This is a genomic window from Streptococcus nasisuis (assembly GCF_040836615.1).
Taxonomy (GTDB): domain Bacteria; phylum Bacillota; class Bacilli; order Lactobacillales; family Streptococcaceae; genus Streptococcus; species Streptococcus suis_V.
Genome location: NZ_CP162268.1, coordinates 95,611 through 118,270, shown reverse-complemented (window position 1 = coordinate 118,270; position 22,660 = coordinate 95,611). Strand labels below are relative to the sequence as shown.

Sequence of the window (22,660 nt, the reverse complement as noted above, 5' to 3'; positions counted from 1 at the left end):
CTATCTTACTCAACCACTGCTACAATATCCGCCTCACGGACAATAGTCACTTTTTCTTCACCATCTTTGACTTCCAGACCAGCGTGGGCCTCGACCAAGACCTTGTCACCGACTGCCACAGACGGTGCAATCAATTCTCCGTTCAAGGTGCGAATTCCTTGACCAACCGCCAAGACCTGCGCCTCTTTGGTCGCTGCTTGGCTAGTACCTGCAAGGACAAAGCCCCCTACTGTCTGTTCTTTTTCTTCGATTTTTACAACGATGCGATCGCCTAATGGTTTCAACATATCAATGCCTCCTTCATTTTTAGCACTCTGATATAGCGAGTGCTAATTCACAATTCTTATTGTATCACTTGGTCAAAAATAGTCAAGAAAATTCTACCAAGTTTTTTGAAATCCGTCCCAGGTCGGACGAAAAACCAACTAGTCTTACTTATGAGAATATGCTATACTCTTCTCAGGAAAGGAGGTCTCTATGACATTCTTCAAAAATCTATACAAAGACTATCAGGAAAGCAGATATTCTACCTACGAAGGTTTTTTAGAGTGGTTTTTGAAACGGAAATTAAACTTCCTGGGAAAAATCATTTTCGCCTACCTACTCTGGGCCATTTGGATTGTCTTTTTTCTACATCCCCACTGGTTTATCTTTTTCTTCTATGGTGTGATTGTTCTATCAATTATGGTTATCCTTCTCGAATGGTGGAATGAACGTAAAAAAGGGCGCTAAAAAACGCCAACTTTCGCCAGCGTTCCTTAAGGAGATTATGAAAAATATTTAGGATTGATATTAGTATAAACGACTTAGCCACTATTCACATCCGTCCTGAGACTGATTCTCACATTTTTGGATAAAAATAAGTACCTTCAGTTGTTCAGACGCAAAAAATGCCAGCTTACACCGGCATTCTAAGGAGATATGAAAAATATTTAGGATTGATATTAGTATAAACGACTTTTCACATCCTATCATCAGTCCTAGGACCGATTTACCAGACATTATTTCATTATTTATAGGGAAAATATTTGAGACGTCAAAAAATTGTCACTTTCTGTTAAAAGGGCAGTTCCTCCTCTTCTAGAACCAGGTCAGCCAGGTCTTCGCCAGCATTATTTTCACGCATGGCGCGTTGGGCACGACTTTCGAGCAACTGGAAACTGTTTCCAAGGACTTCAGTCACATAATGGTTATTACCATCTTTTTCATATTTACGAGTACGGAGCTCTCCGTCAAGGGAAATCAAGCTGCCCTTGCTACCGTAGGACACCAGAGTTTCAGCCAATTTACCCCAGAAAATGATATTGATGAAATCCGCTTCGCGCTCACCAGACTCTGTCTTGAAGCGACGATTGACAGCAACTGTAACGCGGGTTAAATTTTTTCCCGACGGCGTCTGCGTCAACTCAGGCTGGGCCGTCAAACGACCAATTAAGATAACTTTATTGTACATTTTTTATCCTCCTACCTATCTATTCGCAAAAGAAAGGAAAAAATACAAAAAATGAAAGAAATTTTAGAAAAAAAGTTAGAAAGCAATGAACATTACAGCACTGAGCAAATCAATTGGCTCTTAGACCATATCGGCGACCCTGACCCTATCATTCGTGACCAGCTGGTCTATGCCAGTTTCTGCCACCTTTTTCTGGATGAAATCATTAGCAAAGACCAGGCTCGGCAACTTTTTGAACAGAGCCAGCAAAGGCAACTTCTCTCACAAGATAGTCTAACTCGCAGTTTTGCCAGCCTGCTCTATGCTTTGATTATAGCCATAGATGAGGACCATCCTCGCTATCAGAATTTTCTGACTAACAGCCAGCTCCAAATCCTCTTTGAACAAGCCTTGGACATTTTTACTTTTGAAAATGACTCGCGTGGCTACGATGAAAATCTGGGCTGGATACATGCTGGTGCCCATGGAGCGGATTTTCTCCTCGCTGCTACCTGCCACCAAGCCTTCCCAGCCGACAAGTTTGAGCAGGCTTGGCAAGCTCTTATAGACTACTGCCTCAAGCAAAACAGCACATTTTCAGCAGGTGAAGAGACGAGATTGGCCCAGATACCTGTTTATCTCATCCTCAATCAAAAGGTTTCGGCTTCAACCCTAGCCACATGGATGGAGCAATTAGATGTCCCTAATCAAGAGCCGGTTGAGTATTTCCGTTGGCTCAATATTCAACGATTTCTATCCAGCATCTATTTCCAACTCAAGTCGCACCAAGCTTTGGCACCAGAAGTTGAGCAAGCCATTGAAAAACAAATACGGCTATACTAGAACCTGCATTCACAACTCAGCATCTCTAGCCAAGGCTAGTTTTCTGCCACTCATCGTTCACTTTTCTCGAAATACAGTCAGTATTCCATCAAAAAATGGTCTTGATTGGCAAAAAATTATCTCTTGTCTAAACATACTTTTCTTGTGAATGGAGGTTCTAAAAAGAATTGGCAAGCAACCAATTCTTTTTTAGTTTTTCCAATGTTTAGCAGGCTCAAACGAATCGCCCACGACTGCGCTATCGTCCAATTCGATAATACCGCGAACTTGCGGTGCGTTTGGCAGGCCCAATTCACGCGGACTACACATCATACCAAAGCTATCCTCGCCACGGAGTTTACCAGGGAAAATCAAGCTACCGCTCGGCATCATAGCTCCTGGCAGTGCAACAATGGTTTTGAGGCCTTGGGCTGCGTTTGGCGCGCCAGCTACGATTTGCACCGTTTTGTCGCCAACGTTGACTTGACAAATATTGAGGTGGTCGCTGTCTGGGTGCGGTGTCAATTCCACAATCTGACCGACCACAAATTTTGGTTCCTTGTCATTGACCAAACTTTCCGCAAAACCTTCTTGACTCAATTCTGCATTCAAGGCTGCAATCTGCTCGTCTGTCAAGAAGACCTGACCATTTCCGCTCAAATCAATCAGACTAGACACTTCAAAAATATTCCAAGCTACCGTCTGCCCCGTCTCTTCGATATAGACACGCGCAACCTTGCCCTTGCGTTCAACTGTTACATCTTGTCCTTTGCCATCAGCCACGATGACCATGAGCACATCACCGACATATTCTTTATTATATGTAAAAATCATTCATCTACCTTTTCTATGTTATGAAAATAATCCGATAAGCCCCTTCCAAAGACCTTCAAAGAAGGAACCAATCTTCTCTAGAATGCCTGAATCCTGGAGATTTTTGTAGGCATCTGAAATTTGTTGCTCGGCCTGGCTCTTGAATTGCTTGAGCTGGGCAGCGACTTCTTCCGAATCAATGGCACTGGTTTCCTGATAAGCTTTGGCAAAAGTGACCAGCTTGGAAATCTCATCAACCGTAATTACTGTATCCAGACCATTTTGTTTCAAGACATCATTGATAATAGTGTTGATTTGGTCCTCAGAGGCAATTTGACCTTGAGAATCCTTGTATTCTGCCAAGCCAGTCTTGATTTCTGCGATAGCCTTGTCAAAGGCAGAGCTGTCAAAATTTTCTTGACCTGCGTGGGCAGTCGCCACTTCATTAACGGTTTCCAATTCCTGCTGGGCAACCACTGTCCGCTCAGGATCTACCGTTTCGCCATTGGCCTCCAAAGCCTTGTAAACACCCGTCAAGGCAGACTCACCTGTCACCTGAATGGGAGCTGCAACGTCAATCAAGACATCTGTCGCTCCCGCGGTAATGGCCGCATTAGCATACTGAGTTGAGGTAATGAGGGTGATATTCTGCGGTGTCTTGATGTCAACAACAACTCCCTTGCCCGACTCCTGCTTCTGCACCAAAACAGATGAAAAGAGCGAGGCTGTATCTGCACCAGAAGTCCCTAAATATTGGTCCATATCCTGACCCTGCACCACTTGACGGCTGACATTTTCAATATTCTTGATATTGAGTAGCCTATTGACTTCCGTCACTTGAGCATCTGACAAACCACCGCCATAGACCATGGTTGGCTTGCCCCATTTTTCATTGATGACATCTGTCTGAATGTCTGCATGGGCAGCTGTCATCGGTGCTCCAACCAGGCCAATCACAAGGGTTGCTAGAGCAAGTTTACTTACTGTTTTTTTCATACTGGTAATCCTTCTAAAAAGTCAATGATTTGCTGCTTGGTTTTACGGTTTTTATCGACAAATCGTCCGATTTCCTGACCATTTTCCAAGACAACCAAGCTAGGAATGCCGAAAATATTCCATTCTTGAGCCAGGGGCATGAAGTCATCCCGATCTAACTGGACAAAGGTCATGTCGGGAAAAGCAGCCTCGATAGCTGGCAAATGCGGCTTGATATAGTGGCAATCCCCACACCAGCTGGTCATAAAGAGAAAAACTGTCCGCTGACCAGACTGGACGAGCACGGCCACTTCCTCGTAATTCTGTGGAAAAATCATCTCGCTTCCTCCTCAAATGTGATGTCACCTTTGGTATTTTCAAATAGAAAAATGCGACCATCTTCCATGATGACCCCGCCTACCAAATAGTCGGACTGGGACTGGGTTTCATCCACATAGACCGTGGCAATGCTGCCCAAATCGGCGAAGTAAGCCCGAACCTGCTGGAGAGCCTGAGCCTTTTTACGGTCTTCCTGAACCTTGCGGTAAAATTGAGCGCTAGCGGTGAGCACACCTGCCCCCACTAAGCCGGCTAGCACGGCTACCTTTTTCTTATTCATGGTCCCTATTTTATCATAAAAAATGGTAAAATAGTAGCAAGTTATCATTGGAGGAAATTTGATATGACCCTTTTTGACAAGATTAAAGAAGTGACCGAATTGCAGAGCCTGCCTGGTTTTGAGAGTGAAGTGCGCAACCATATCCGCCAGAAAATCACACCTCACGTTGACCGCATTGAAACAGATGGTTTGGGTGGAATTTTTGGGATTAAGGACACGACAGCTGAACAAGCACCGCGAATCTTGGTTGCAGGTCACATGGATGAGGTCGGCTTTATGATTAGCCAAATCAAGCCTGACGGCACCTTCCGTGTGGTGGAACTAGGCGGTTGGAACCCACTGGTCGTATCCAGTCAAGCCTTTACCCTGCATTTGCAAGACGGACGTAAAATCCCTGCCATTTCCGGCTCTGTCCCACCTCACCTTTCTCGCGGTGGAAATACTCCGGGTCTACCAGCCATCGGCGATATTATTTTTGATGCTGGTTTTGCTGACTACGACGAGGCTTGGTCTTACGGTGTGCGCCCGGGTGATGTCTTGGTTCCGAAAAACGAGACCATCCTATCAGCCAACGGTAAAAATGTCATTTCCAAGGCTTGGGACAATCGTTTCGGCGTTCTCATGGTCACTGAGTTGCTCGAAAGTCTGTCTGGTCAAACCCTGCCTAACCAACTAATCGCTGGTGCCAATGTCCAAGAGGAAGTCGGTCTACGTGGAGCTCATGCCTCTACTACTAAGTTCAATCCAGACATTTTCCTTGCTGTTGATTGCTCACCTGCGGGCGATATTTATGGCGACCAGGGCAAAATCGGTGACGGTACTCTGCTTCGTTTCTACGATCCTGGACATATCATGTTAAAAAATATGAAAGACTTCCTCCTCACAACTGCTGAGGAAGCTGGTATTAAATATCAATACTACTGCGGCAAGGGGGGCACCGATGCTGGTGCAGCCCACTTGAAAAATCAGGGTGTGCCATCTACAACAATCGGCGTCTGCGTCCGCTATATCCACTCCCACCAAACTCTTTACAGCATGGATGATTTCCTAGAGGCCCAAGCCTTCCTACAAGCTCTCCTGAAGAAATTGGACCGCTCGACCGTTGATTTGATAAAAAACTATTAGGAGAAAAATATGAAGCTAAATGTAGAATTGTCCCGCTTTCGTGTCAAAGAAGGGAAATCTGCCAAGGTTGACGAGTGGATGCAGTTCCTCAATGCCAACATGAAAGAAACCCTCCTTACTCTTGAAGACGAGAAAATGTACGTCGAGACCATCTTCCGCGAAACCATGGACGGTCAAGAATTTCTCTACTGGTATTCTATCCAAGCTGAAGGTGGTATCGCCGTAGAAGATTCCCAGTCTGAAATTGATAAAAAACACTTGGAATACTGGGCAGAATGCATTGACCCAAGCTATGGCATGCAGGACCTGGAACCACAGGTCGTCATGATTCCAGATGCCATCTACCAGACCATGGAAGAATTGGACAGGAATTATGAACCGTCAACAGAGCAATAAAATCTATCTTTAAAAGACCTCCGCCATTTCGGCCAAGGTCTTTTCTGTTATACTCAGTTAAAATCAATCTAGCAATTCTGAGAAAGGGAGGACTTCCATAGAAAATTTGGGGAATTTTCCAAAGGCAGATAGACATGCTAATTAGGTTTTAATAAAACTTAACATATATAGATGCTATAGTTGAGAACTCGAACTGATGTCCGCTATTTTTGAATTCTACTGAGTATTAGCTCGATAAAAAATGCTCCACAAGGTACTTCCGAACCTGGGCGATAAAATAAAGTGATCCTGTGATGACGTAGATCTTGTCAGGATTATCCAAATCCGCCTGCGCTAGCCAGTCTTGAAACCGCTCCGCACGCGCATAGCCAGCTGGATAGTCAGCCAGTTCTACCGCTCGAACATCATCAAAGCTGGTCACCGTAACTGGACCATATTGACTGAGCGCTTCCAACATCTGATCTACTGGTTTGGTGTTAATAGCCGCAAAGAGAAACGCAATTTTCTTATCTGAGTATTGTTCTCTTAGCAAATCCGTCAAGACAGCGATGCTTTCATTATTGTGGGCTCCGTCTATCAACAGATTGGGGAGTATCAGTTCCTGACGGCCTGGCCAGATGGCTTGGGACAAGCCCTGGCAGATGGTCTGGGGCTGAATGGCTGGAAATCTGTCCGATAAAACTTGGGCTGTCATCACTGCCAAGGCCGCGTTAGCCTCTTGATGGCGCCCCTGCATGACCAAGGTTAGGTCAGAAACTTCCCCATAGGGAGTGGTAACTGCAAATCTCGCTCTGCCATGTTCCAAAACAATCTCCCGACCAAGAGCAAAGGTCGGACTCTGAAGCCGGCGAGCATAGTCCTCAAAAACCTCCACTACTTCTGGCTGGTCGGTCGCATAGAGGAGGGGGACCCGCTCACGCAAGACAGCAACCTTGTGACGGGCTATAGCAGCAGGAGTCTCCCCTAAAAAGGATTGATGGTCTAGACCAATAGAGGGGCACACTACCGCCAATGGACTTAAGACATTCGTGGCATCCAGTAAACCACCCATGCCTGCTTCCACCAAAAGAATATCGGGATGCTGGTAGTGAGCAAAATAGACAAACATAGCCACTACAACAATCTCAAACTCTGAGATGGCGTCTAGTTCTGCTGTCTGGTCCAAGTTATCAATCAAGGGTTGCAAGTCTGTCACAATCCTCGCAAAATCTTCCTCTGAAATCATATCCTGCTCAAAGACAATTTGTTCTCGAAAATCAATGATAGACGGCGATGTAAACCGGCCAACGGTATACCCAGAAGCTTGCATGATAAACTGCAGGGCATTAAGGGTCGATCCCTTACCATTTGTTCCCACAAAGTGAACCGTTGGTACACGATGCTGGGGTTTGTCCAAGCGCTCCAAGAGCCAGTTGACACGTGCAACACCATTTTCTAAATCTGATGCAGGACGATTCGATAGCCACCGGCGAGTTTCTAGGTAATTCATCATTTCACCTCTACAAAAGAGCAACAGGGGGATGACCTGTTGCTGGATACTATATTATTTAATACCCATTAGTTTTGCGAACTCAGGTATTTTTTGTAAATTTGGTAAGACAAGCATGGTTACGACGATGCGTAATGGTATTTCAAAAATTGCCTTAATCAAGCGACTACTGTATAAAGCAATCCAAGGTGTTCCAAAATGGAAATGGAGGGCAATCGGTGTCATGATAAAGGAAATCACAACCTGAATCAAAACAACAACCCCAGCAACATAGAACCAGTCAGCTTTATTTTTAATATTTAGTGGTTTTTGATAAAAGAACCAGCCATAGATAAATGCCGATACCGCTTCTATTAATATCCAAGTAAAGAGAACAGTTTGTCCGCTAAACAAGACAAAGACTGGGTCTGAAATAGCTGCAAAGACAGCCGCCCAAACTGGACCCGCAATAGCTCCCAAAATCGTGTTTGGAATAAAGGTAAACTGAACCTGCAAAGTGTCCGAAAGACGGATTGAGAAATAATTCTCTACAATCATGACCAGGGCAAGGGTCACTGCAATGGCAGTCAATAACTGCACAGTCAGTTTTGGAATTTTCTTTTCCATAAAAACGCTCCTTTTAAGAAATGGAGCTGTCGTATTCATTCGACAGCGGATGCAATGGTTTACCGCGCTGACGCTTCGTTATGTGGCAACATCCCATCCACATACACTTAACGCAAACCACCTACTCTGTGCAAATTTCTTTGCTAGTCTATTTTATCATATCAAGGTCAGTTTGACCAATTGCCAAAATCTATTACTCCTAACAGTTACTGACTATAAGAAAAACTGGCAGGGTTACTGCCAATTTCCTTCTATTATTTCAAGCGTTCAACTTCACGCGCAATAACCAATTCTTCATCCGTTGGAATAACCAAGACGCGAACTTTTGATTCTGGTGTTGTAATGTCGCCATAGTTGCCAAAAACATTTTTCGCTGGGTCTAGTTCAATACCAAACCAAGACAGGCCTGCGATAACATCGTTACGCATGAGGGGAGCATTTTCACCCATACCTGCTGTGAAGACAATGGCATCTGCACCATTTAGCACAGCCATGTATTGACCGATGAATTTCTTGATACGGTCAATGAAGACATTGTAAGCAAGGACTGCGCCTGGATGTTTTTCCTGCAAACCATTTTCGATATCACGCATATCGCTAGAAATACCGGATAGACCAAGCAGACCAGATTGTTTGTTGAGTACGTTGACAACGTCCGACGCGTCTTTCAACTCATCGACATTCTCAATCAAGTAAGGAATAATCGCTGGGTCAATATCACCTGAACGAGTCCCCATCATAGGACCAGCAAGCGGTGTGAAGCCCATAGAAGTGTCAACAGATTCCCCATGGTAGTTGGCTGTGATGGATACCCCGTTTCCGATGTGAGCTGTAATCAATTTCAACTCCTCAATCGGACGTCCCAAAACCTTAGCGGCTTCGTGAGCTACATAGTAGTGACTCGTTCCGTGGGCACCGTATTTACGAACTTTGTTTTCCTTGTAGTATTTCTGAGGAATTGGGTACATATAGGCATGCTCAGGCATAGTCGTATGGAAGGCTGTATCAAAGACTGCCACACTCGTAATATCAGGCAAGATATCCTTGAAGGCACGGATTCCGGCAGCATTGGCTGGGTTATGCAAAGGCGCCAAGCTAGACAGGTCCTCGATTTGTGTCAACACTTGGTCATCAATGAGGGCTGATTCTTTGAAAATTTCACCACCAGCTACTACACGGTGACCAACCCCAGTAATTTCTGAGAAGTCAGCAATGATGTTATGCTTGAGCAAATCATCCAAAAGGATTTTAACAGCCTGCACATGGTCAGCAATATCCAGAGTTTCACTCTCTTTCTTGCCATCATACTTAACTGTTGAAATAGAGTCCTTGAGACCAATACGTTCGATAATTCCGGCCGCTAATACCATTTCTTCTGGCATTTGGTACAGTTGCCATTTAAGACTTGAACTACCGGCGTTAATCGCAATTGTTTTTGACATAAGTTTCCCCTTTTAAGCGTTTTCCTACTTAGTATATCAGATTTTTACCTAAATTGCATTCCCTTGTTTCCAATTTTTGAATTTGACCATAAATTCTTGGATAACATCCTTGTCTTTGAGACTTTGGAGTGGATAAACAAAAGGCACCAGTTGACGAGCTGTCTTTTTCTGTAGAACAAAAATCGACTTAGCCACAGCAGCCTTACCAAAGAGTTCTGGCGGCAGGGCAATCATAGAAACAATATTGGCTTGGTCCTGCAACCAATTTTTCAATAAATCACTTTGCGGACTAGTCAAAAGGTCATTGGGAGCCAAAAGAATGGCAAAACCATCCTTTTCCAGATACTTGAGCGACTGCTCCATCAGCAAATGATGAGCGTAGGTATGCTCGGTCGAACTGGCCACCTGGTAACGACTGGCAATCTGATCATCAGGATAATAACCAATCGGCAAATCTGCGATGATGACCTGACTTTCCTTGAGAATCTGCGGACGTACCGCATCCCCCTGGGCAAAGGAAATGTCCGCCTGCATGACATCTGCCATACTGGCCGACAAGTCGATCAAGAGATCATCCACTTCAATCCCCAGATAATCCAATTTTTTGGGGCTAGCATTGAGAATAGTCTGCGCCAAATTCCCCGTCCCCGAACCGATTTCCAAGACCGTGATTTCTGGTGTGCTGACCAACTGTTCTACTAAGAAAGACAGGATAAAGCCAATCGAGTCTGGTGTAAACTGATGATTGTACTGCATAGGCTCAGTCTGGTTGGCCTTAATCAGTAGGAATTGAAAAGCTCTGCGCCATTCCTCCTTGGTCAATTCTAAGCTCTTCAAAGTCTGATTGTTGGCCACAACAGTTTCCAACTCATGCTGACCAGCCATATAAGCCGCATTTTGCTCAATCATGGCATCGTAAATATTGGTGCCCAGCTGGTTTTGGATGTTCTGTACGTTTTCTAACAGCAGGTCGTAGGCCTGCTCAATGTTTTCAAAATTCATGGTTCTATCTTATCAAAATTTGGGCAAATTTGCACTAAAAGAGGAGCCTCTTATGACTCCTCTACCCTTTCTTTTTCCTCCTTCATCATAAATTGATACTGATAGGTCCGACCGCTTGATAACTGGATTGTCACGGTCAGCTTTTCTTTCTTGACCTGGTACTGAGCCTGCCCTTGGACAAAGGACAGCTGACCAGACGTTTCAATTGATTTTGGCTTACTTTCTTTCTTCACCTCTTCTTTTTGACTGGTCTGCGCGGTCTCATTATTTGACCTTTCCATATCTTCTGCAGATACCGATTCTTGCCCACTTTCAGATGGTCTCTCCTTCGTTTGAGAAGTCACACTTTCTTCCGATGTCTCTCCTTTCTTTTCTTCCTGCTCCTTCCTAGCTTGCTCAGCCTTTTCCGCCAAGAATTTTTCTTGACTCTCTTTTGCTGCTTCTTCCTTAGCCAAGCGTGACACTTCCTCAACCACCTGGTCCTTGGCCATCTGGGCTATGAGATAGGCTTGCGTGGATTCTCGACTGGCTCCAATCAACTGACCTTCAGACACTTGCTGATTGAGGTAAAATTGCAGCAAGAGAACGAAAACTGCCAGCATGAGCAGGGCATAGAGTAGGATACCAGCCTTAACCTTTTTCTTCAAAATCATAGACGAAACTCCTCTCCTCGCCAGTTTCAAACGTCACATCCAATCGAACAATCTGACCAGATTGACTATAGCTAGCCGACTTGACACCGTAAAGCATGGGCTGGTAGCCCTGCCCCCGGTCATTGGTTTTACGAAAATCATCTGACCGTGACTTGCCAAAGGACAGGGCCTGACCATCATGCCTGATATAAACCCGACCCGCATCAACTCTGTCTAAACTGGCCCCCTCCCATTCACTGCGCAGCTGGTCACAGAAGAGTAACCAGTTCTTCTCAACACGCTGGTCCTGGTAGCGAACTTCGTGGACCACCAATTTTGACAAGCCCTCAAAGACCAGCAAACTGCCTGAAACGATGACCAATGCCACCAGACATTCCAGAAGAGTAAAGGCAGCACACCTAGTTTTTCTCAACACGCGCCACCTCTCTTCCCTCATGATAGACAGCCAAAACCTTGTCCGACCGCTGGACCGTTACCTTGACACCATTGAGAGACAGATTATCCTGACCCATCTGCACCGCCATCTTGGCAACATTGAGGACCTCCTGTTGATACAAGCCCTCCGCCTGTTGTCTGCGACTGACCTCCATGGCCGAAAGAAAGAGGCTGGTAATAGTGACTAGAACCGACAAGGCCACCAGCCCCTCCAGCAAGATATAGGCCTTATTTTTCCGATTTCTTATAACGACCACTCCCTATATATAATTGATACGACACCGTCTTTCCCCCCGCCTCAAAGGACAGCTTGGCAAGCGAGGAATTCCCACCTTTTTTATCGAAAACAATAGCCTGATCAGTCAGTACATCGATACTAGCAGGCACCTGCACGGACTGATGACCGTTGGACAGTTGGCTATCCGTCAGTTGCAAATGGATTTCCTGCTGACTGTTGACCGCCAGACGCTGGCTATCTTTATAAAGCTCCTCAAACTCCCAGAAGAAAACCGTCTCCTGCACCGACCGAAAAGCCGACTGGACAGAACCCGACAAAGCCAGAGCAAGAAAGCTCACGATAAAAAGAACCAACAGACTTTCTAGCAGAGTAAAGGCATTATTATTTATCTGGATTAGAGGCTTTGGCTTTCTCATATTCTTCTGCCTGTTTTTTGTCAATGTAGCCAGCAGATTGCAAATCGGCTACTGTTGCTTTCTTGTCATGTTCCAATTCATAGAGCTCCATCTGACTCTCTACTACTTTGACAACTGCCTGATCTCCTTTTTTCCGTACCGCCTCTTTCTGCTTGCTCAAATTTGGCACAAACAAGAGTAAAAGCACACTAATAATTCCAAGGACGACTAACATTTCCACCAGAGTGAAACCTTTTTTCTTCATTTTTAGTAATTTCTTCATTTACATCTCCATATTTTGATAAATTGGCAGCAACATGGCTGCGTAGATAAGAACAACAACGAGAGCGACAAAGAGAAAGACCAGCGGTTGAATGAGCTGCATGGCACGATTAACGCGAGAGAAAAATTCCTCCCAACACTCATTGGCATAGACGGCAAGCTCGCTACCCAACTTGGACTTGACTTGCCCGTACTCCACAATCAAACTCAGTTCCCTCTTGAAAAATGGATAGGAACGGATATGCTGGTCAAAGCTCTGCCCATTGCCCAAAGCATCCGCCATATCTCGCCCAATCTCGATAAAGAGCTGGGACTGCTGCTCCTGCATCAGCCGAACCACCTGTTGCATATCCAATCCTTGCCCGATGAGGCTACCCCACTCCCGCGCGTAGTAGGCGGTCAGGTAGGTTTGGATGAGTTTTCCGAAAAATGGCAGAGCGGACAGACGACTAAAGACAGTGATTTTAGCCGTCCTGCGGTACCAGATGTAGCCTGCTAAAGTGCAGAGCAAGATGGTTAAAACCAACCCGAGAAAGATGGTCGGTAAATGGTTGATGAGCATGGTCGCGGCATTACCCTCCTCCAACTGTGGCAGGAGATAGTTTTTCAGAGCCAGCATAATCAACACCAAAAATCCTAATAGAATAACGGGATAGGTCCCCACCTCAATCAATTTTTTCCGTACTTTGGATAAGTTACTTAGATAGGTCTCGATGTGTTGCAGACTGAGACTGGTATTGCCATGAATTTCTGCCAATGACACCTGAGTGACAACTGTGTCGGAAAAGGCCAAATCAGCTAAAAGGCTCGAAAAAGGCTTCCCCGCTACCAGACCGTCTGATAGGATTTGCGTATATTGGTCTGCCAAGAGCTGACTGCGCCTGAGAAAATCAACAATCTCTCCCAAGTGAAAGCCACTGGCAAAGAGATTGTTAAAAAGCTCGATGACTTTACGCTGACGCTCCAAGGATAATTTTTTCGGCCTCTGCCTGCCGAGGACTGATATGTCCTGCTGCAAGAAGGCTATCAATCTGTGCATTCCACTGGTCTGCGGAATGGTTTTGGAAATCTTCTCTGGCAAAATCAACAACACCTCCTCCCCCTATCAAGCGCTGGTAGGCAATACCTTGCAGGGCATTATTGAGCTCTTCTGGACTAACACCCAATTCCAACATCCGAGCATAGACACCCGAAATGGACTTGGCATGCACCGTCGAAAAGACTGTCGCTCCGGTCAAACTGGCCCTAATAACTGATCGAGCTGTCTCTGCATCACGGATTTCCCCGATGATAAGCAGGTCAGGACGATGGCGCAGGGACAGTTTGATGAGATTGTCATAAGTCGCGCCAATAGTTTCATTGAGCTGAAGTTGCAACATATCGTCCTGCTTGATTTCCACCGGATCTTCGATGGTCAAAATTTGCTTGTCTGGGAATTTCATCCTGGCTAAATGGTACATAAGCGTGGTCTTGCCAGAGCCGACTGGACCCGAAAAAAGGTAGAGCCCACGACCTTTGATTTCCTTGGCAATTTCCTCTACTGCCTGAAACCAGAATTTCAACTCCTTGTCATTATCATAGAGCAGTCGGATGACCAAACTTTCCTTGCCACGATAATCCCCGACCGTCGACAGACGCAGAGAAATCTCGCCTTTGCCATAATCATAATCGCAGGACCCCTGCTGACTACGGCGCTTCTCACCGACATTGAGACCAGCTAGAAACTTGAAATGCCCAATCAGAGCGTCTACTTCCGTTTCCTCCAGCTCTCGGACAAATTCCCGTTCGTCCATGATACGATAATAGAGCTGATATGTCTCACCTTTGGGAACCAGATAAATGTCACTGACTCGACCGGTTACCGCCTCCTCTATCATTTGTTTTGCTTTTTCTTGAATCATAAATCCTCCTCACCTATCAGTTCGGAAAAAATGAGAATTTTTGTAAAAATTTTTTTAAAAAAATAAGAAGGACTGAACCATCAATCCTTCTCTCTTAATAATTTACGCAATTCCCTTTCTTGAGTTTGCACGGCCTTACTCTCGGTACAAGGTCCTTCTTCTTGGAATCTTCCTTAGCTTCTAGCAACAGCAAAGAATGGTAACGTTGCAAATACTCATCACATTCCTCGCACCAATACTGATCCGCTTCATCCCAAAAGGCTGTCATCATCCCACCCTTCGATTCTTCCTTAGGAAAGCGACTAGCCAAATCTGTCCACTCTTTCTGAAAGGCAAGAACAGCATCCTCATAATTTTCAAAAACTAACTTGTCAGTGATGCCTTCTTCCCAACCTTCAATAAACCACCAGGGTTCAAAATCCCCATACATTTTAATGACTTGATACATAACTATACACTCTACTTTCTCTGTTCCAACAATTATACCGAAAATAATAAGAATTTTGAAAACATCTGCTTAGAAAATACAAATTCAATAAATAAAGTGCCGTTATAGGTAATACCAACAATTCTTTCTTCTACTTAAAATCTCGCAGGTAGTCTTGCAGTTCACGTATCATATTCCTCCGCCCATGGAAACTCTGACCTGTGATTAGCTTCTCGTATTTTTCTAACTGTTCCGGCGACAGCTGACTTCTATAAGTCCGCAACATATCTCGCAAAACAATAAAATCGTCATTTAACAATCCCGGCGACTTTACTAGATGCGACAAATCATGAATATCTTCATGGGGCATACGGTCAAACTTCCGCTTATGGCTTTCTTGCCTGCGCACAACATCCCGAACACGATTTCGGAACTGAACCTTAAAGTAACTGCAGAGCTTATCCTTATCTTCCTCCAATTCTGGAAAACTGCATAGTAATTTGTATAGAACCAACATCCCCTCCTGGTCCCAATCCTCACGTTCCCATAACTTCACGTAGAAATCCTTACGCGCGCGGTGAACAATCCCCTGAACTTCAAAATAAATCTTTTCAAATTGCATAAAACTATGCCTCCTTTAATTGATAGACCTAGTTTATCTAATTTTGAAAAAATCAAACAGGACATTTTTGTCAGTATAAAATAATAGTAAATAAATCTAAGTGAAAACAATATACCTGAGGTAGTGCAAAAGAGCATTCAAACGCGCAGTCTAACCTGCCCTTTGAAGCCATTTAAGACGCACATCCTAACAATCAGACATTTTACAATAGCATTAAATCAATTCCTGTCCTATTTAAATACAATACTTGGGACCTGTAATAACCTTATCTATATCATCAAGCGAAATGCCTTCAGTCCTCAGCAATAGAACAAATTATACACTTCGAAAATCGGTTTAACTTGCTATGATAATGAGTATATCATACAATAAAAAATGCATGCACCTATTTTTTGGGCTCTATAATTTCTGTAGTGGGTAAATCCACTGTAGAGATTATGTAGCCTTTTTGAGTGTATACAAAAAATCCCATATGACCTATAATGAAAAGCAACCACACTCACATTAGAAAGACTCATATGGAACTACTTCATCATACCACAGAACTAATCGGAATCAAAGACAAAAACATCAAAATTCTCTTCGTTTTAAAACATCAGACCCATCTGGAAATTCGAGCAAGGCTGGATTATGACAGCCCTAGCTGTCCTCATTGCCAAGGGAAGTGTATCAAGTACGATTTTCAAAAGTCGTCAAAGATTCCGATTTTGGATTGTCAGGGCTTTCCGACCCTCCTCTTGCTTAAGAAACGACGGTTTCAATGCAAATCTTGCCAAAAAGTGACTGTATCTGAGACACCTCTAGTCAAGAAAAACTGTCAGATTTCCCAACCTATTTGGGAGAAAATCACACAACTCCATACAGAAAACATGACCAATATAGCCATCGCTAGGAGACTACATATCTCCGTGTCAGTTGTCCAGAGGAAACTGGCTCAATTTCAATTTGAGCATGATTTTATGAAATTACCAAAAGTCTTGAGCTGGGATGAATTTAGTCGGAACAAGGGAAAACTCGCCTTTATTGCTCAGGATTTTGAGACGAGATCGATTGTGACCATTCTTGACAACAACCGCCAAACCACCATCAAGAACTATTTCTACAAGTATCCTAGGGCGGTCAGAGAAACTGTCGAGGTCGTAACAGTGGACATGTCGGGTAGCTATATTCCTATCATCAAACAGTTATTTCCAAATGCGAAAATTGTTCTTGATAGATTTCACATTATCCAACACCTGAGCCGTGCTATGATGACGACTAGAATTGATATTATGAAGACTTTCGATACGCGTTCCCTACCTTATCGATCCATGAAAAATCACTGGCGTATTCTCCAAAAAGATAGTCGTAAACTGTCTCTGAATCGCTTCTTTTCTCGCACTTTCGGGCAAACAGTAACACCGAAAGAGGTTGTCCAGAAGACATTGAATTTCTCTGTGGAACTGAAATTCTATTACGAACTCTACCAGGTCCTTCTCTTCCATTTCCAAGAGAAGAACTCGAAACATTTCTTCGAACTTCTAGAGGACAATCTGAATCTTGTCAATTCAACCTTTAGGACTGTTTTTAAGACATTTCTAAAATATAAAACTTACATCACGAACGCCATGGAGCTTCCATATTCCAACGCTAAACTGGAAGCGACCAATAAACTCATCAAAGACATTAAGAGGCAAGCGTTTGGCTTTAGGAACTTTACGAACTTTAAAACCAAGATATATATTGCTTTAAACATCAAAAATGAGAGAACGAATTTCGTCCTCTCTAGGTGTTAGCTTTTCATCTACCCACTACAGTTGACAAAGAGCCATTTTTTGGATACATGCATTTTTCAAAATGTTGTCACATAACAGTTTCTTTGCTCAAGTAGAGACTCTATTTTCCTTTATATATTTCCAATGGCAGACTGATTCCAATAAAATATAAAAGAGGAAAATAAGATGAAGCTGAACAGTAACTGCCCAATAACAAAAGAATTTGGGCTCTATAATTTCTGTAGTGGGTAAAACCACCATGGAAATTATGGAGCCTTTTTGAGTATATACAAAAAGTCCCATATGACCTATAATGAAAAGTGCTCAAACTATCATTTTAGAAAGACTCATATGGAACAACTAAATCTTATCACTAATTTTCTCAGAATTAAAGACAAAAATATTACTATCACTGATGAATATGATATGGGAACTCACTTAGAACTCCACGGTTACTTGGATTACATGGCTCCTAAATGTCCAGAATGCAAGGGACAAATGGCTAAGTACGACTACCAGAAAGCATCAAAAATCCCTTACCTAGAAACTGCTGGTTACCCACTCCTTATCCGCCTTAAAAAGCGTCGTTTCAAGTGTAAAGAATGTGGGAAAATGGCTGTCGCTGAAACTCCTCTTGTTAAGAAAAACCATCAAATATCTGTCGCTGTTAGTCAGAAGATCGCCCAGTTACTCATCGAAAATCAAGCAATGACACATATTGCACACAGGCTAGCTATCTCAACATCATCAGTTATGAGAAAGCTCAATGAGTTCAAGTTTGAAACGGATTGGAATACCCTACCTGAGGTGATGAGTTGGGACGAGTATGCCTTCAAGAAGGGGAAAATGAGCTTCATCGCTCAAGATTTCGACTCCCTAAATGTCATCACCATTCTCGACGGAAGAACTCAAGCAACCATCCGAAACCACTTTCTACGCTATCCTAGAAAGGTTAGAAATCGAGTCAAAGTGATTACCATGGATATGTTTAGTCCCTATTATCAACTTGCTAAACAGCTTTTTCCGAATGCAAAAATTGTACTCGACCGCTTTCATATTGTTCAACACCTTAGCCGTGCTATGAACCGTGTCCGTATTCAAATCATGAATCAATTCGACAGAAAATCGCAGGAATACCGTGCTTTGAAACGCTACTGGAAATTGATACAACAAGATAGCCGTAAAATCAATGATAAACGATTTTATCGCCCTATGTTTCGAATGCATTTGACTAACAAGGAAATCCTGGAAAAACTCTTGTCTTTCTCTGAGGAACTACGACAGCACTATGAACTCTATCAGCTTCTCTTATTCCATTTCCAAGAGAAGAACTCAGACCATTTCTTTGACCTAATTGAACAAGAAATAACCACTGTTAATCCTATTTTCCAGACGGTATTTAAGACATTTCTAAAGGATAAAGACAAGGTTTTGAATGCCCTAGAATTGCCTTATTCCAACGCCAAACTGGAAGCTACCAATAATCTCATCAAAGTCATTAAAAGAAATGCCTTTGGTTTCAGGAACTTTGAGAACTTTAAAAAACGCATTTTGATTGCTTTGAACATAAAGAAAGAGAGAACGAAGTTCGTCCTCTCTAGGTGTTAGCTTTTCATCTACCCACTACAGTTGACAAAGAGCCAGAATTTGGATGGCAGTAAATATCAAAAAAGAAGACCAAACAGATCTTCTCAAAAATATAGTCCGTACGGGATTCGAACCCGTGTTACCGCCGTGAAAAGGCGGTGTCTTAACCCCTTGACCAACGGACCATATAACTCCGCCAACAGGGCTCGAACCTGTGACATCATGATTAACAGTCATGCGCTCTACCAACTGAGCTATGGCGGAATTTCGCTAAGCGACTACCGTATCTAACAGGGGGCAACCCCCAACTACTTCAGGCGTTCTAGGGCTTAACTGCTGTGTTCGGCATGGGTACAGGTGTATCTCCTAGGCTATCGTCACTTAACTACTGTTGAATGGAATTGTACTCGGACTAAAATCCTAGTGAAAAAGATAAACTTCCTAGAGTCTACAGACTCTGCGTCAGTTTCCTATTTTCTTACGGATTTCGTAACGCCCTCGTTACTTCACTTTATCCACTCAAAATTGAATATCTATATTCTAACAAGAAACAACCACGCTGTCAATATTGACTTCGTTGAATTTTACTGTAATTGTATTCGAACTAAAGCTAGTGATTTAGATAAATCCACTTGAAGTCTATCCGACTTCCGCGTTGATTTCCTAAAATCATACGCTTTTCTTAACGTTCTCATTACTTACTTCGGATAAGTCCTCGAGCGATTAGTATTGGTCCGCTACATGTGTCGCCACACTTCCACTTCCAACCTATCTACCTGATCTTCTCTCAGGGCTCTTACTGACATAAAGTCATGGGAAATCTCATCTTGAGGTGGGTTTCACACTTAGATGCTTTCAGCGTTTATCCCTTCCCTACATAGCTACCCAGCGATGCCTCTGGCGAGACAACTGGTACACCAGCGGTAAGTCCACTCTGGTCCTCTCGTACTAGGAGCAGATCCTCTCAAATTTCCTACGCCCGCGACGGATAGGGACCGAACTGTCTCACGACGTTCTGAACCCAGCTCGCGTGCCGCTTTAATGGGCGAACAGCCCAACCCTTGGGACCGACTACAGCCCCAGGATGCGACGAGCCGACATCGAGGTGCCAAACCTCCCCGTCGATGTGAACTCTTGGGGGAGATAAGCCTGTTATCCCCAGGGTAGCTTTTATCCGTTGAGCGATGGCCCTTCCATACGGAACCACCGGATCACTAAGCCCGACTTTCGTCCCTGCTCGAGTTGTAGCTCTCGCAGTCAAGCTCCCTTATACCTTTACACTCTGCGAATGATTTCCAACCATTCTGAGGGAACCTTTGGGCGCCTCCGTTACCTTTTAGGAGGCGACCGCCCCAGTCAAACTGCCCGTCAGACACTGTCTCCGATAGGGATAACCTATCCGGGTTAGAGTAGCCATAACACAAGGGTAGTATCCCAACAGCGCCTCCTCCGAAACTGGCGTTCCGGTATCATAGGCTCCTACCTATCCTGTACATGTGGTACAGATACTCAATATCAAACTGCAGTAAAGCTCCATGGGGTCTTTCCGTCCTGTCGCGGGTAACCTGCATCTTCACAGGTACTAAAATTTCACCGAGTCTCTCGTTGAGACAGTGCCCAAATCATTACGCCTTTCGTGCGGGTCGGAACTTACCCGACAAGGAATTTCGCTACCTTAGGACCGTTATAGTTACGGCCGCCGTTTACTGGGGCTTCAATTCAGATCTTCGCTTACGCTAAACCCTCCTCTTAACCTTCCAGCACCGGGCAGGCGTCACCCCCTATACATCATCTTACGATTTAGCAGAGAGCTGTGTTTTTGATAAACAGTTGCTTGGGCCTATTCACTGCGGCTGCCTTTAAGACAGCACCCCTTCTCCCGAAGTTACGGGGTCATTTTGCCGAGTTCCTTAACGAGAGTTCTCTCGCTCACCTGAGGCTACTCGCCTCGACTACCTGTGTCGGTTTGCGGTACGGGTAGAGTATGATACAACGCTAGAAGATTTTCTCGGCAGTGTGACGTCACTAACTTCGCTACTAAACTTCGCTCCCCATCACAGCTCAATGTTACAGATACAAGCATTTGACTCATATCACACCTCACTGCTTAGACGGGCACTTCCAATCGCCCGCTTTAGTTAGCCTACTGCGTCCCTCCATCACTTCATACTCTAGTACAGGAATATCAACCTGTTGTCCATCGGATACACCTTTCGGTCTCTCCTTAGGTCCCGACTAACCCAGGGCGGACGAGCCTTCCCCTGGAAACCTTAGTCTTACGGTGGATGGGATTCTCACCCATCTTGCGCTACTCATACCGGCATTCTCACTTCTATACGCTCCAGCGCTCCTCACGGTACACCTTCATCGCCTATAGAACGCTCTCCTACCATACCACATTGTGGTATCCACAGCTTCGGTAATATGTTTTAGCCCCGGTACATTTTCGGCGCAGGGTCACTCGACTAGTGAGCTATTACGCACTCTTTGAATGAATAGCTGCTTCTAAGCTAACATCCTAGTTGTCTGTGCAACCCCACATCCTTTTCCACTTAACATATATTTTGGGACCTTAGCTGGTGGTCTGGGCTGTTTCCCTTTCGACTACGGATCTTAGCACTCGCAGTCTGACTGCCGACCATAAATCATTGGCATTCGGAGTTTATCTGAAATCAGTAAACCGAGATGGCCCCCTCATCCAAACAGTGCTCTACCTCCAAGATTCTTAATGTCGACGCTAGCCCTAAAGCTATTTCGGAGAGAACCAGCTATCTCCAAGTTCGTTTGGAATTTCTCCGCTACCCACAAGTCATCCAAGCACTTTTCAACGTGCCCTGGTTCGGTCCTCCAGTGCGTCTTACCGCACCTTCAACCTGCTCATGGGTAGGTCACATGGTTTCGGGTCTACGTCATAATACTAATCCGCCCTATTAAGACTCGGTTTCCCTACGGCTCCGTCTCTTCAACTTAACCTCGCATCATAACGTAACTCGCCGGTTCATTCTACAAAAGGCACGCTCTCACCCATTAACGGGCTCGAACTTGTTGTAGGCACACGGTTTCAGGTTCTATTTCACTCCCCTTCCGGGGTGCTTTTCACCTTTCCCTCACGGTACTGGTTCACTATCGGTCACTAGAGAGTATTTAGGGTTGGGAGATGGTCCTCCCAGATTCCGACGAGATTTCGCGTGTCTCGCCGTACTCAGGATACTGCTAGGTATAAAGACTATTTCAAATACGAGGCTATTACTCTCTTTGGCCTACCTTCCCAGGTAGTTCTTCTATACTCTTTAAGTCCACATTGCAGTCCTACAACCCCGAAGAGTAAACTCTTCGGTTTGCCCTCCTGCCGTTTCGCTCGCCGCTACTAAGGCAATCGCTTTTGCTTTCTCTTCCTGCAGCTACTTAGATGTTTCAGTTCACTGCGTCTTCCTCTACACTACCTTAACAGTAGTGAGTGACAGGCATCAACCTGCCGGGTTCCCCCATTCGGACATCTCTGGATCTACGCTCACTTACAGCTCCCCAAAGCATTTCGTCGTTTGTCACGTCCTTCATCGGCTTCTAGTGCCAAGGCATCCACCGTGCGCCCTTATTAACTTAACCTTATTAACCTAATTTTTTCAAAAATTAGAAATTGTACTC

The 22,660-nt window shown here is 44.4% G+C and carries 25 protein-coding genes, 2 tRNA genes, 2 rRNA genes and 1 riboswitch; of the genes, 6 read left to right on the top strand and 23 right to left on the bottom strand.

What is annotated here, in order from left to right; genetic code table 11:
- Window positions 1-5 precede the first annotated feature (5 nt).
- On the bottom strand, window positions 6-287 hold the full coding sequence (groES, locus tag AB1F57_RS00705) for a co-chaperone GroES (protein WP_105110716.1): 282 nt from the start codon (window positions 285-287) through the stop codon (window positions 6-8).
- A gap of 190 nt (window positions 288-477) precedes the next feature.
- Here groES and AB1F57_RS00700 point away from each other — a divergent pair, with 190 nt between their 5' ends.
- On the top strand, window positions 478-732 hold the full coding sequence (locus AB1F57_RS00700; RefSeq protein WP_105137581.1) for a hypothetical protein: 255 nt from the start codon (window positions 478-480) through the stop codon (window positions 730-732).
- Between the two features lie 325 nt (window positions 733-1,057).
- Here the strand turns inward: AB1F57_RS00700 and AB1F57_RS00695 are convergent, their stop codons facing one another.
- The gene (locus AB1F57_RS00695; protein ID WP_105110718.1) at window positions 1,058-1,453 is read right to left on the bottom strand and encodes a single-stranded DNA-binding protein; all 396 of its coding nucleotides are present in this window, start codon (window positions 1,451-1,453) and stop codon (window positions 1,058-1,060) included.
- A 51-nt stretch (window positions 1,454-1,504) separates the two neighbouring features.
- On the opposite strand from AB1F57_RS00695, the gene AB1F57_RS00690 reads away from it, so the two are divergent.
- A complete protein-coding gene (locus AB1F57_RS00690; RefSeq protein ID WP_367985905.1) occupies window positions 1,505-2,275 on the top strand; it encodes a DUF2785 domain-containing protein in 771 nt (256 codons plus the stop codon).
- A gap of 189 nt (window positions 2,276-2,464) precedes the next feature.
- On the opposite strand, the gene ytpR is transcribed toward AB1F57_RS00690, so the two are convergent.
- From ytpR to AB1F57_RS00670, 4 genes are read right to left on the bottom strand one after another with little or no spacing between them, the layout of a single operon-like run.
- Entirely contained in the window at window positions 2,465-3,088 is a 624-nt protein-coding gene (gene ytpR, locus AB1F57_RS00685) for a YtpR family tRNA-binding protein (protein WP_105137579.1), read from the bottom strand.
- Window positions 3,089-3,106: 18 nt separating this feature from the next.
- Window positions 3,107-4,063 (bottom strand): DUF1002 domain-containing protein, encoded by a 957-nt coding sequence (locus tag AB1F57_RS00680; RefSeq protein ID WP_167785085.1) that lies wholly within the window; start codon window positions 4,061-4,063, stop codon window positions 3,107-3,109.
- A complete protein-coding gene (locus AB1F57_RS00675; RefSeq protein ID WP_105110722.1) occupies window positions 4,060-4,380 on the bottom strand; it encodes a thioredoxin family protein in 321 nt (106 codons plus the stop codon). The genes AB1F57_RS00680 and AB1F57_RS00675 overlap by 4 nt, the downstream gene beginning before the upstream one ends.
- Window positions 4,377-4,661, bottom strand: coding sequence for a DUF4651 domain-containing protein (locus AB1F57_RS00670; protein WP_105137577.1), 285 nt, complete (start codon window positions 4,659-4,661; stop codon window positions 4,377-4,379). Before AB1F57_RS00670 ends, AB1F57_RS00675 begins: the two co-directional genes overlap by 4 nt.
- Before the next feature lie 63 nt (window positions 4,662-4,724).
- Between AB1F57_RS00670 and pepA the strand changes: the two genes are divergently transcribed.
- Both pepA and AB1F57_RS00660 read left to right on the top strand, forming a co-directional pair.
- The gene (gene pepA / locus AB1F57_RS00665) at window positions 4,725-5,786 is read left to right on the top strand and encodes a glutamyl aminopeptidase (RefSeq protein WP_367985903.1); all 1,062 of its coding nucleotides are present in this window, start codon (window positions 4,725-4,727) and stop codon (window positions 5,784-5,786) included.
- A 9-nt stretch (window positions 5,787-5,795) separates the two neighbouring features.
- Window positions 5,796-6,182, top strand: a complete 387-nt coding sequence (locus tag AB1F57_RS00660) for a DUF6176 family protein (protein ID WP_167785083.1) — start codon at window positions 5,796-5,798, stop codon at window positions 6,180-6,182.
- A gap of 226 nt (window positions 6,183-6,408) precedes the next feature.
- Here the strand turns inward: AB1F57_RS00660 and AB1F57_RS00655 are convergent, their stop codons facing one another.
- The 13 genes from AB1F57_RS00655 to AB1F57_RS00595 all read right to left on the bottom strand — a co-directional run bounded on the left by AB1F57_RS00655 (window position 6,409) and on the right by AB1F57_RS00595 (window position 15,674).
- Entirely contained in the window at window positions 6,409-7,671 is a 1,263-nt protein-coding gene (locus tag AB1F57_RS00655) for a folylpolyglutamate synthase/dihydrofolate synthase family protein (RefSeq protein ID WP_105137574.1), read from the bottom strand.
- Window positions 7,672-7,725: 54 nt separating this feature from the next.
- Complete coding sequence (locus AB1F57_RS00650; protein ID WP_105137573.1) at window positions 7,726-8,277, bottom strand: folate family ECF transporter S component; 552 nt, start codon at window positions 8,275-8,277, stop codon at window positions 7,726-7,728.
- Between the two features lie 41 nt (window positions 8,278-8,318).
- Window positions 8,319-8,408: riboswitch (THF riboswitch) on the bottom strand.
- Between the two features lie 123 nt (window positions 8,409-8,531).
- Window positions 8,532-9,719, bottom strand: coding sequence for an acetate kinase (locus tag AB1F57_RS00645; protein WP_367985902.1), 1,188 nt, complete (start codon window positions 9,717-9,719; stop codon window positions 8,532-8,534).
- Window positions 9,720-9,767: 48 nt separating this feature from the next.
- Window positions 9,768-10,721: a class I SAM-dependent methyltransferase gene (locus tag AB1F57_RS00640; RefSeq protein ID WP_367985901.1), complete on the bottom strand. Its 954-nt coding sequence runs from the start codon at window positions 10,719-10,721 to the stop codon at window positions 9,768-9,770.
- A 50-nt stretch (window positions 10,722-10,771) separates the two neighbouring features.
- A complete protein-coding gene (gene comGG / locus AB1F57_RS00635) occupies window positions 10,772-11,374 on the bottom strand; it encodes a competence type IV pilus minor pilin ComGG (RefSeq protein ID WP_167785080.1) in 603 nt (200 codons plus the stop codon).
- The gene (gene comGF / locus AB1F57_RS00630) at window positions 11,352-11,786 is read right to left on the bottom strand and encodes a competence type IV pilus minor pilin ComGF (RefSeq protein ID WP_170239292.1); all 435 of its coding nucleotides are present in this window, start codon (window positions 11,784-11,786) and stop codon (window positions 11,352-11,354) included. The genes comGG and comGF overlap by 23 nt, the downstream gene beginning before the upstream one ends.
- Window positions 11,773-12,066, bottom strand: coding sequence for a competence type IV pilus minor pilin ComGE (comGE, locus tag AB1F57_RS00625; RefSeq protein WP_367985900.1), 294 nt, complete (start codon window positions 12,064-12,066; stop codon window positions 11,773-11,775). Before comGE ends, comGF begins: the two co-directional genes overlap by 14 nt.
- Window positions 12,038-12,463: a competence type IV pilus minor pilin ComGD gene (gene comGD / locus AB1F57_RS00620; protein WP_170239294.1), complete on the bottom strand. Its 426-nt coding sequence runs from the start codon at window positions 12,461-12,463 to the stop codon at window positions 12,038-12,040. The genes comGE and comGD overlap by 29 nt, the downstream gene beginning before the upstream one ends.
- Window positions 12,429-12,725 (bottom strand): competence type IV pilus major pilin ComGC, encoded by a 297-nt coding sequence (comGC, locus tag AB1F57_RS00615; RefSeq protein WP_105137567.1) that lies wholly within the window; start codon window positions 12,723-12,725, stop codon window positions 12,429-12,431. The genes comGD and comGC overlap by 35 nt, the downstream gene beginning before the upstream one ends.
- A complete protein-coding gene (gene comGB, locus AB1F57_RS00610) occupies window positions 12,726-13,763 on the bottom strand; it encodes a competence type IV pilus assembly protein ComGB (RefSeq protein WP_367986322.1) in 1,038 nt (345 codons plus the stop codon).
- Complete coding sequence (comGA, locus tag AB1F57_RS00605; protein ID WP_170239295.1) at window positions 13,675-14,625, bottom strand: competence type IV pilus ATPase ComGA; 951 nt, start codon at window positions 14,623-14,625, stop codon at window positions 13,675-13,677. Before comGA ends, comGB begins: the two co-directional genes overlap by 89 nt.
- A 94-nt stretch (window positions 14,626-14,719) precedes the next feature.
- Window positions 14,720-15,073: a DUF1033 family protein gene (locus AB1F57_RS00600; RefSeq protein WP_170239296.1), complete on the bottom strand. Its 354-nt coding sequence runs from the start codon at window positions 15,071-15,073 to the stop codon at window positions 14,720-14,722.
- A 130-nt stretch (window positions 15,074-15,203) separates the two neighbouring features.
- Window positions 15,204-15,674: a transcriptional regulator gene (locus AB1F57_RS00595; protein WP_105137563.1), complete on the bottom strand. Its 471-nt coding sequence runs from the start codon at window positions 15,672-15,674 to the stop codon at window positions 15,204-15,206.
- Between the two features lie 518 nt (window positions 15,675-16,192).
- On the opposite strand from AB1F57_RS00595, the gene AB1F57_RS00590 reads away from it, so the two are divergent.
- Together AB1F57_RS00590 and AB1F57_RS00585 are read left to right on the top strand one after the other, a co-directional pair.
- Window positions 16,193-17,449: an ISL3 family transposase gene (locus tag AB1F57_RS00590; protein ID WP_172022804.1), complete on the top strand. Its 1,257-nt coding sequence runs from the start codon at window positions 16,193-16,195 to the stop codon at window positions 17,447-17,449.
- Window positions 17,450-17,779: 330 nt separating this feature from the next.
- Window positions 17,780-19,036 carry an ISL3 family transposase gene (locus AB1F57_RS00585; protein WP_174853283.1) on the top strand — a complete coding sequence of 419 codons (1,257 nt, stop codon included), beginning with the start codon at window positions 17,780-17,782 and terminating at the stop codon, window positions 19,034-19,036.
- A 92-nt stretch (window positions 19,037-19,128) separates the two neighbouring features.
- Here AB1F57_RS00585 and AB1F57_RS00580 read toward each other — a convergent pair.
- The 4 genes from AB1F57_RS00580 to AB1F57_RS00565 form a co-directional block, all read right to left on the bottom strand.
- A tRNA-Glu gene (locus tag AB1F57_RS00580) sits at window positions 19,129-19,200 on the bottom strand.
- 6 nt (window positions 19,201-19,206) lie between these two features.
- Window positions 19,207-19,279: transfer RNA gene (locus AB1F57_RS00575), tRNA-Asn, on the bottom strand.
- A 5-nt stretch (window positions 19,280-19,284) separates the two neighbouring features.
- Window positions 19,285-19,400: ribosomal RNA gene (gene rrf / locus AB1F57_RS00570) — 5S ribosomal RNA — on the bottom strand.
- Between the two features lie 318 nt (window positions 19,401-19,718).
- Window positions 19,719-22,621 (bottom strand): 23S ribosomal RNA (locus AB1F57_RS00565).
- Window positions 22,622-22,660 lie beyond the last annotated feature (39 nt).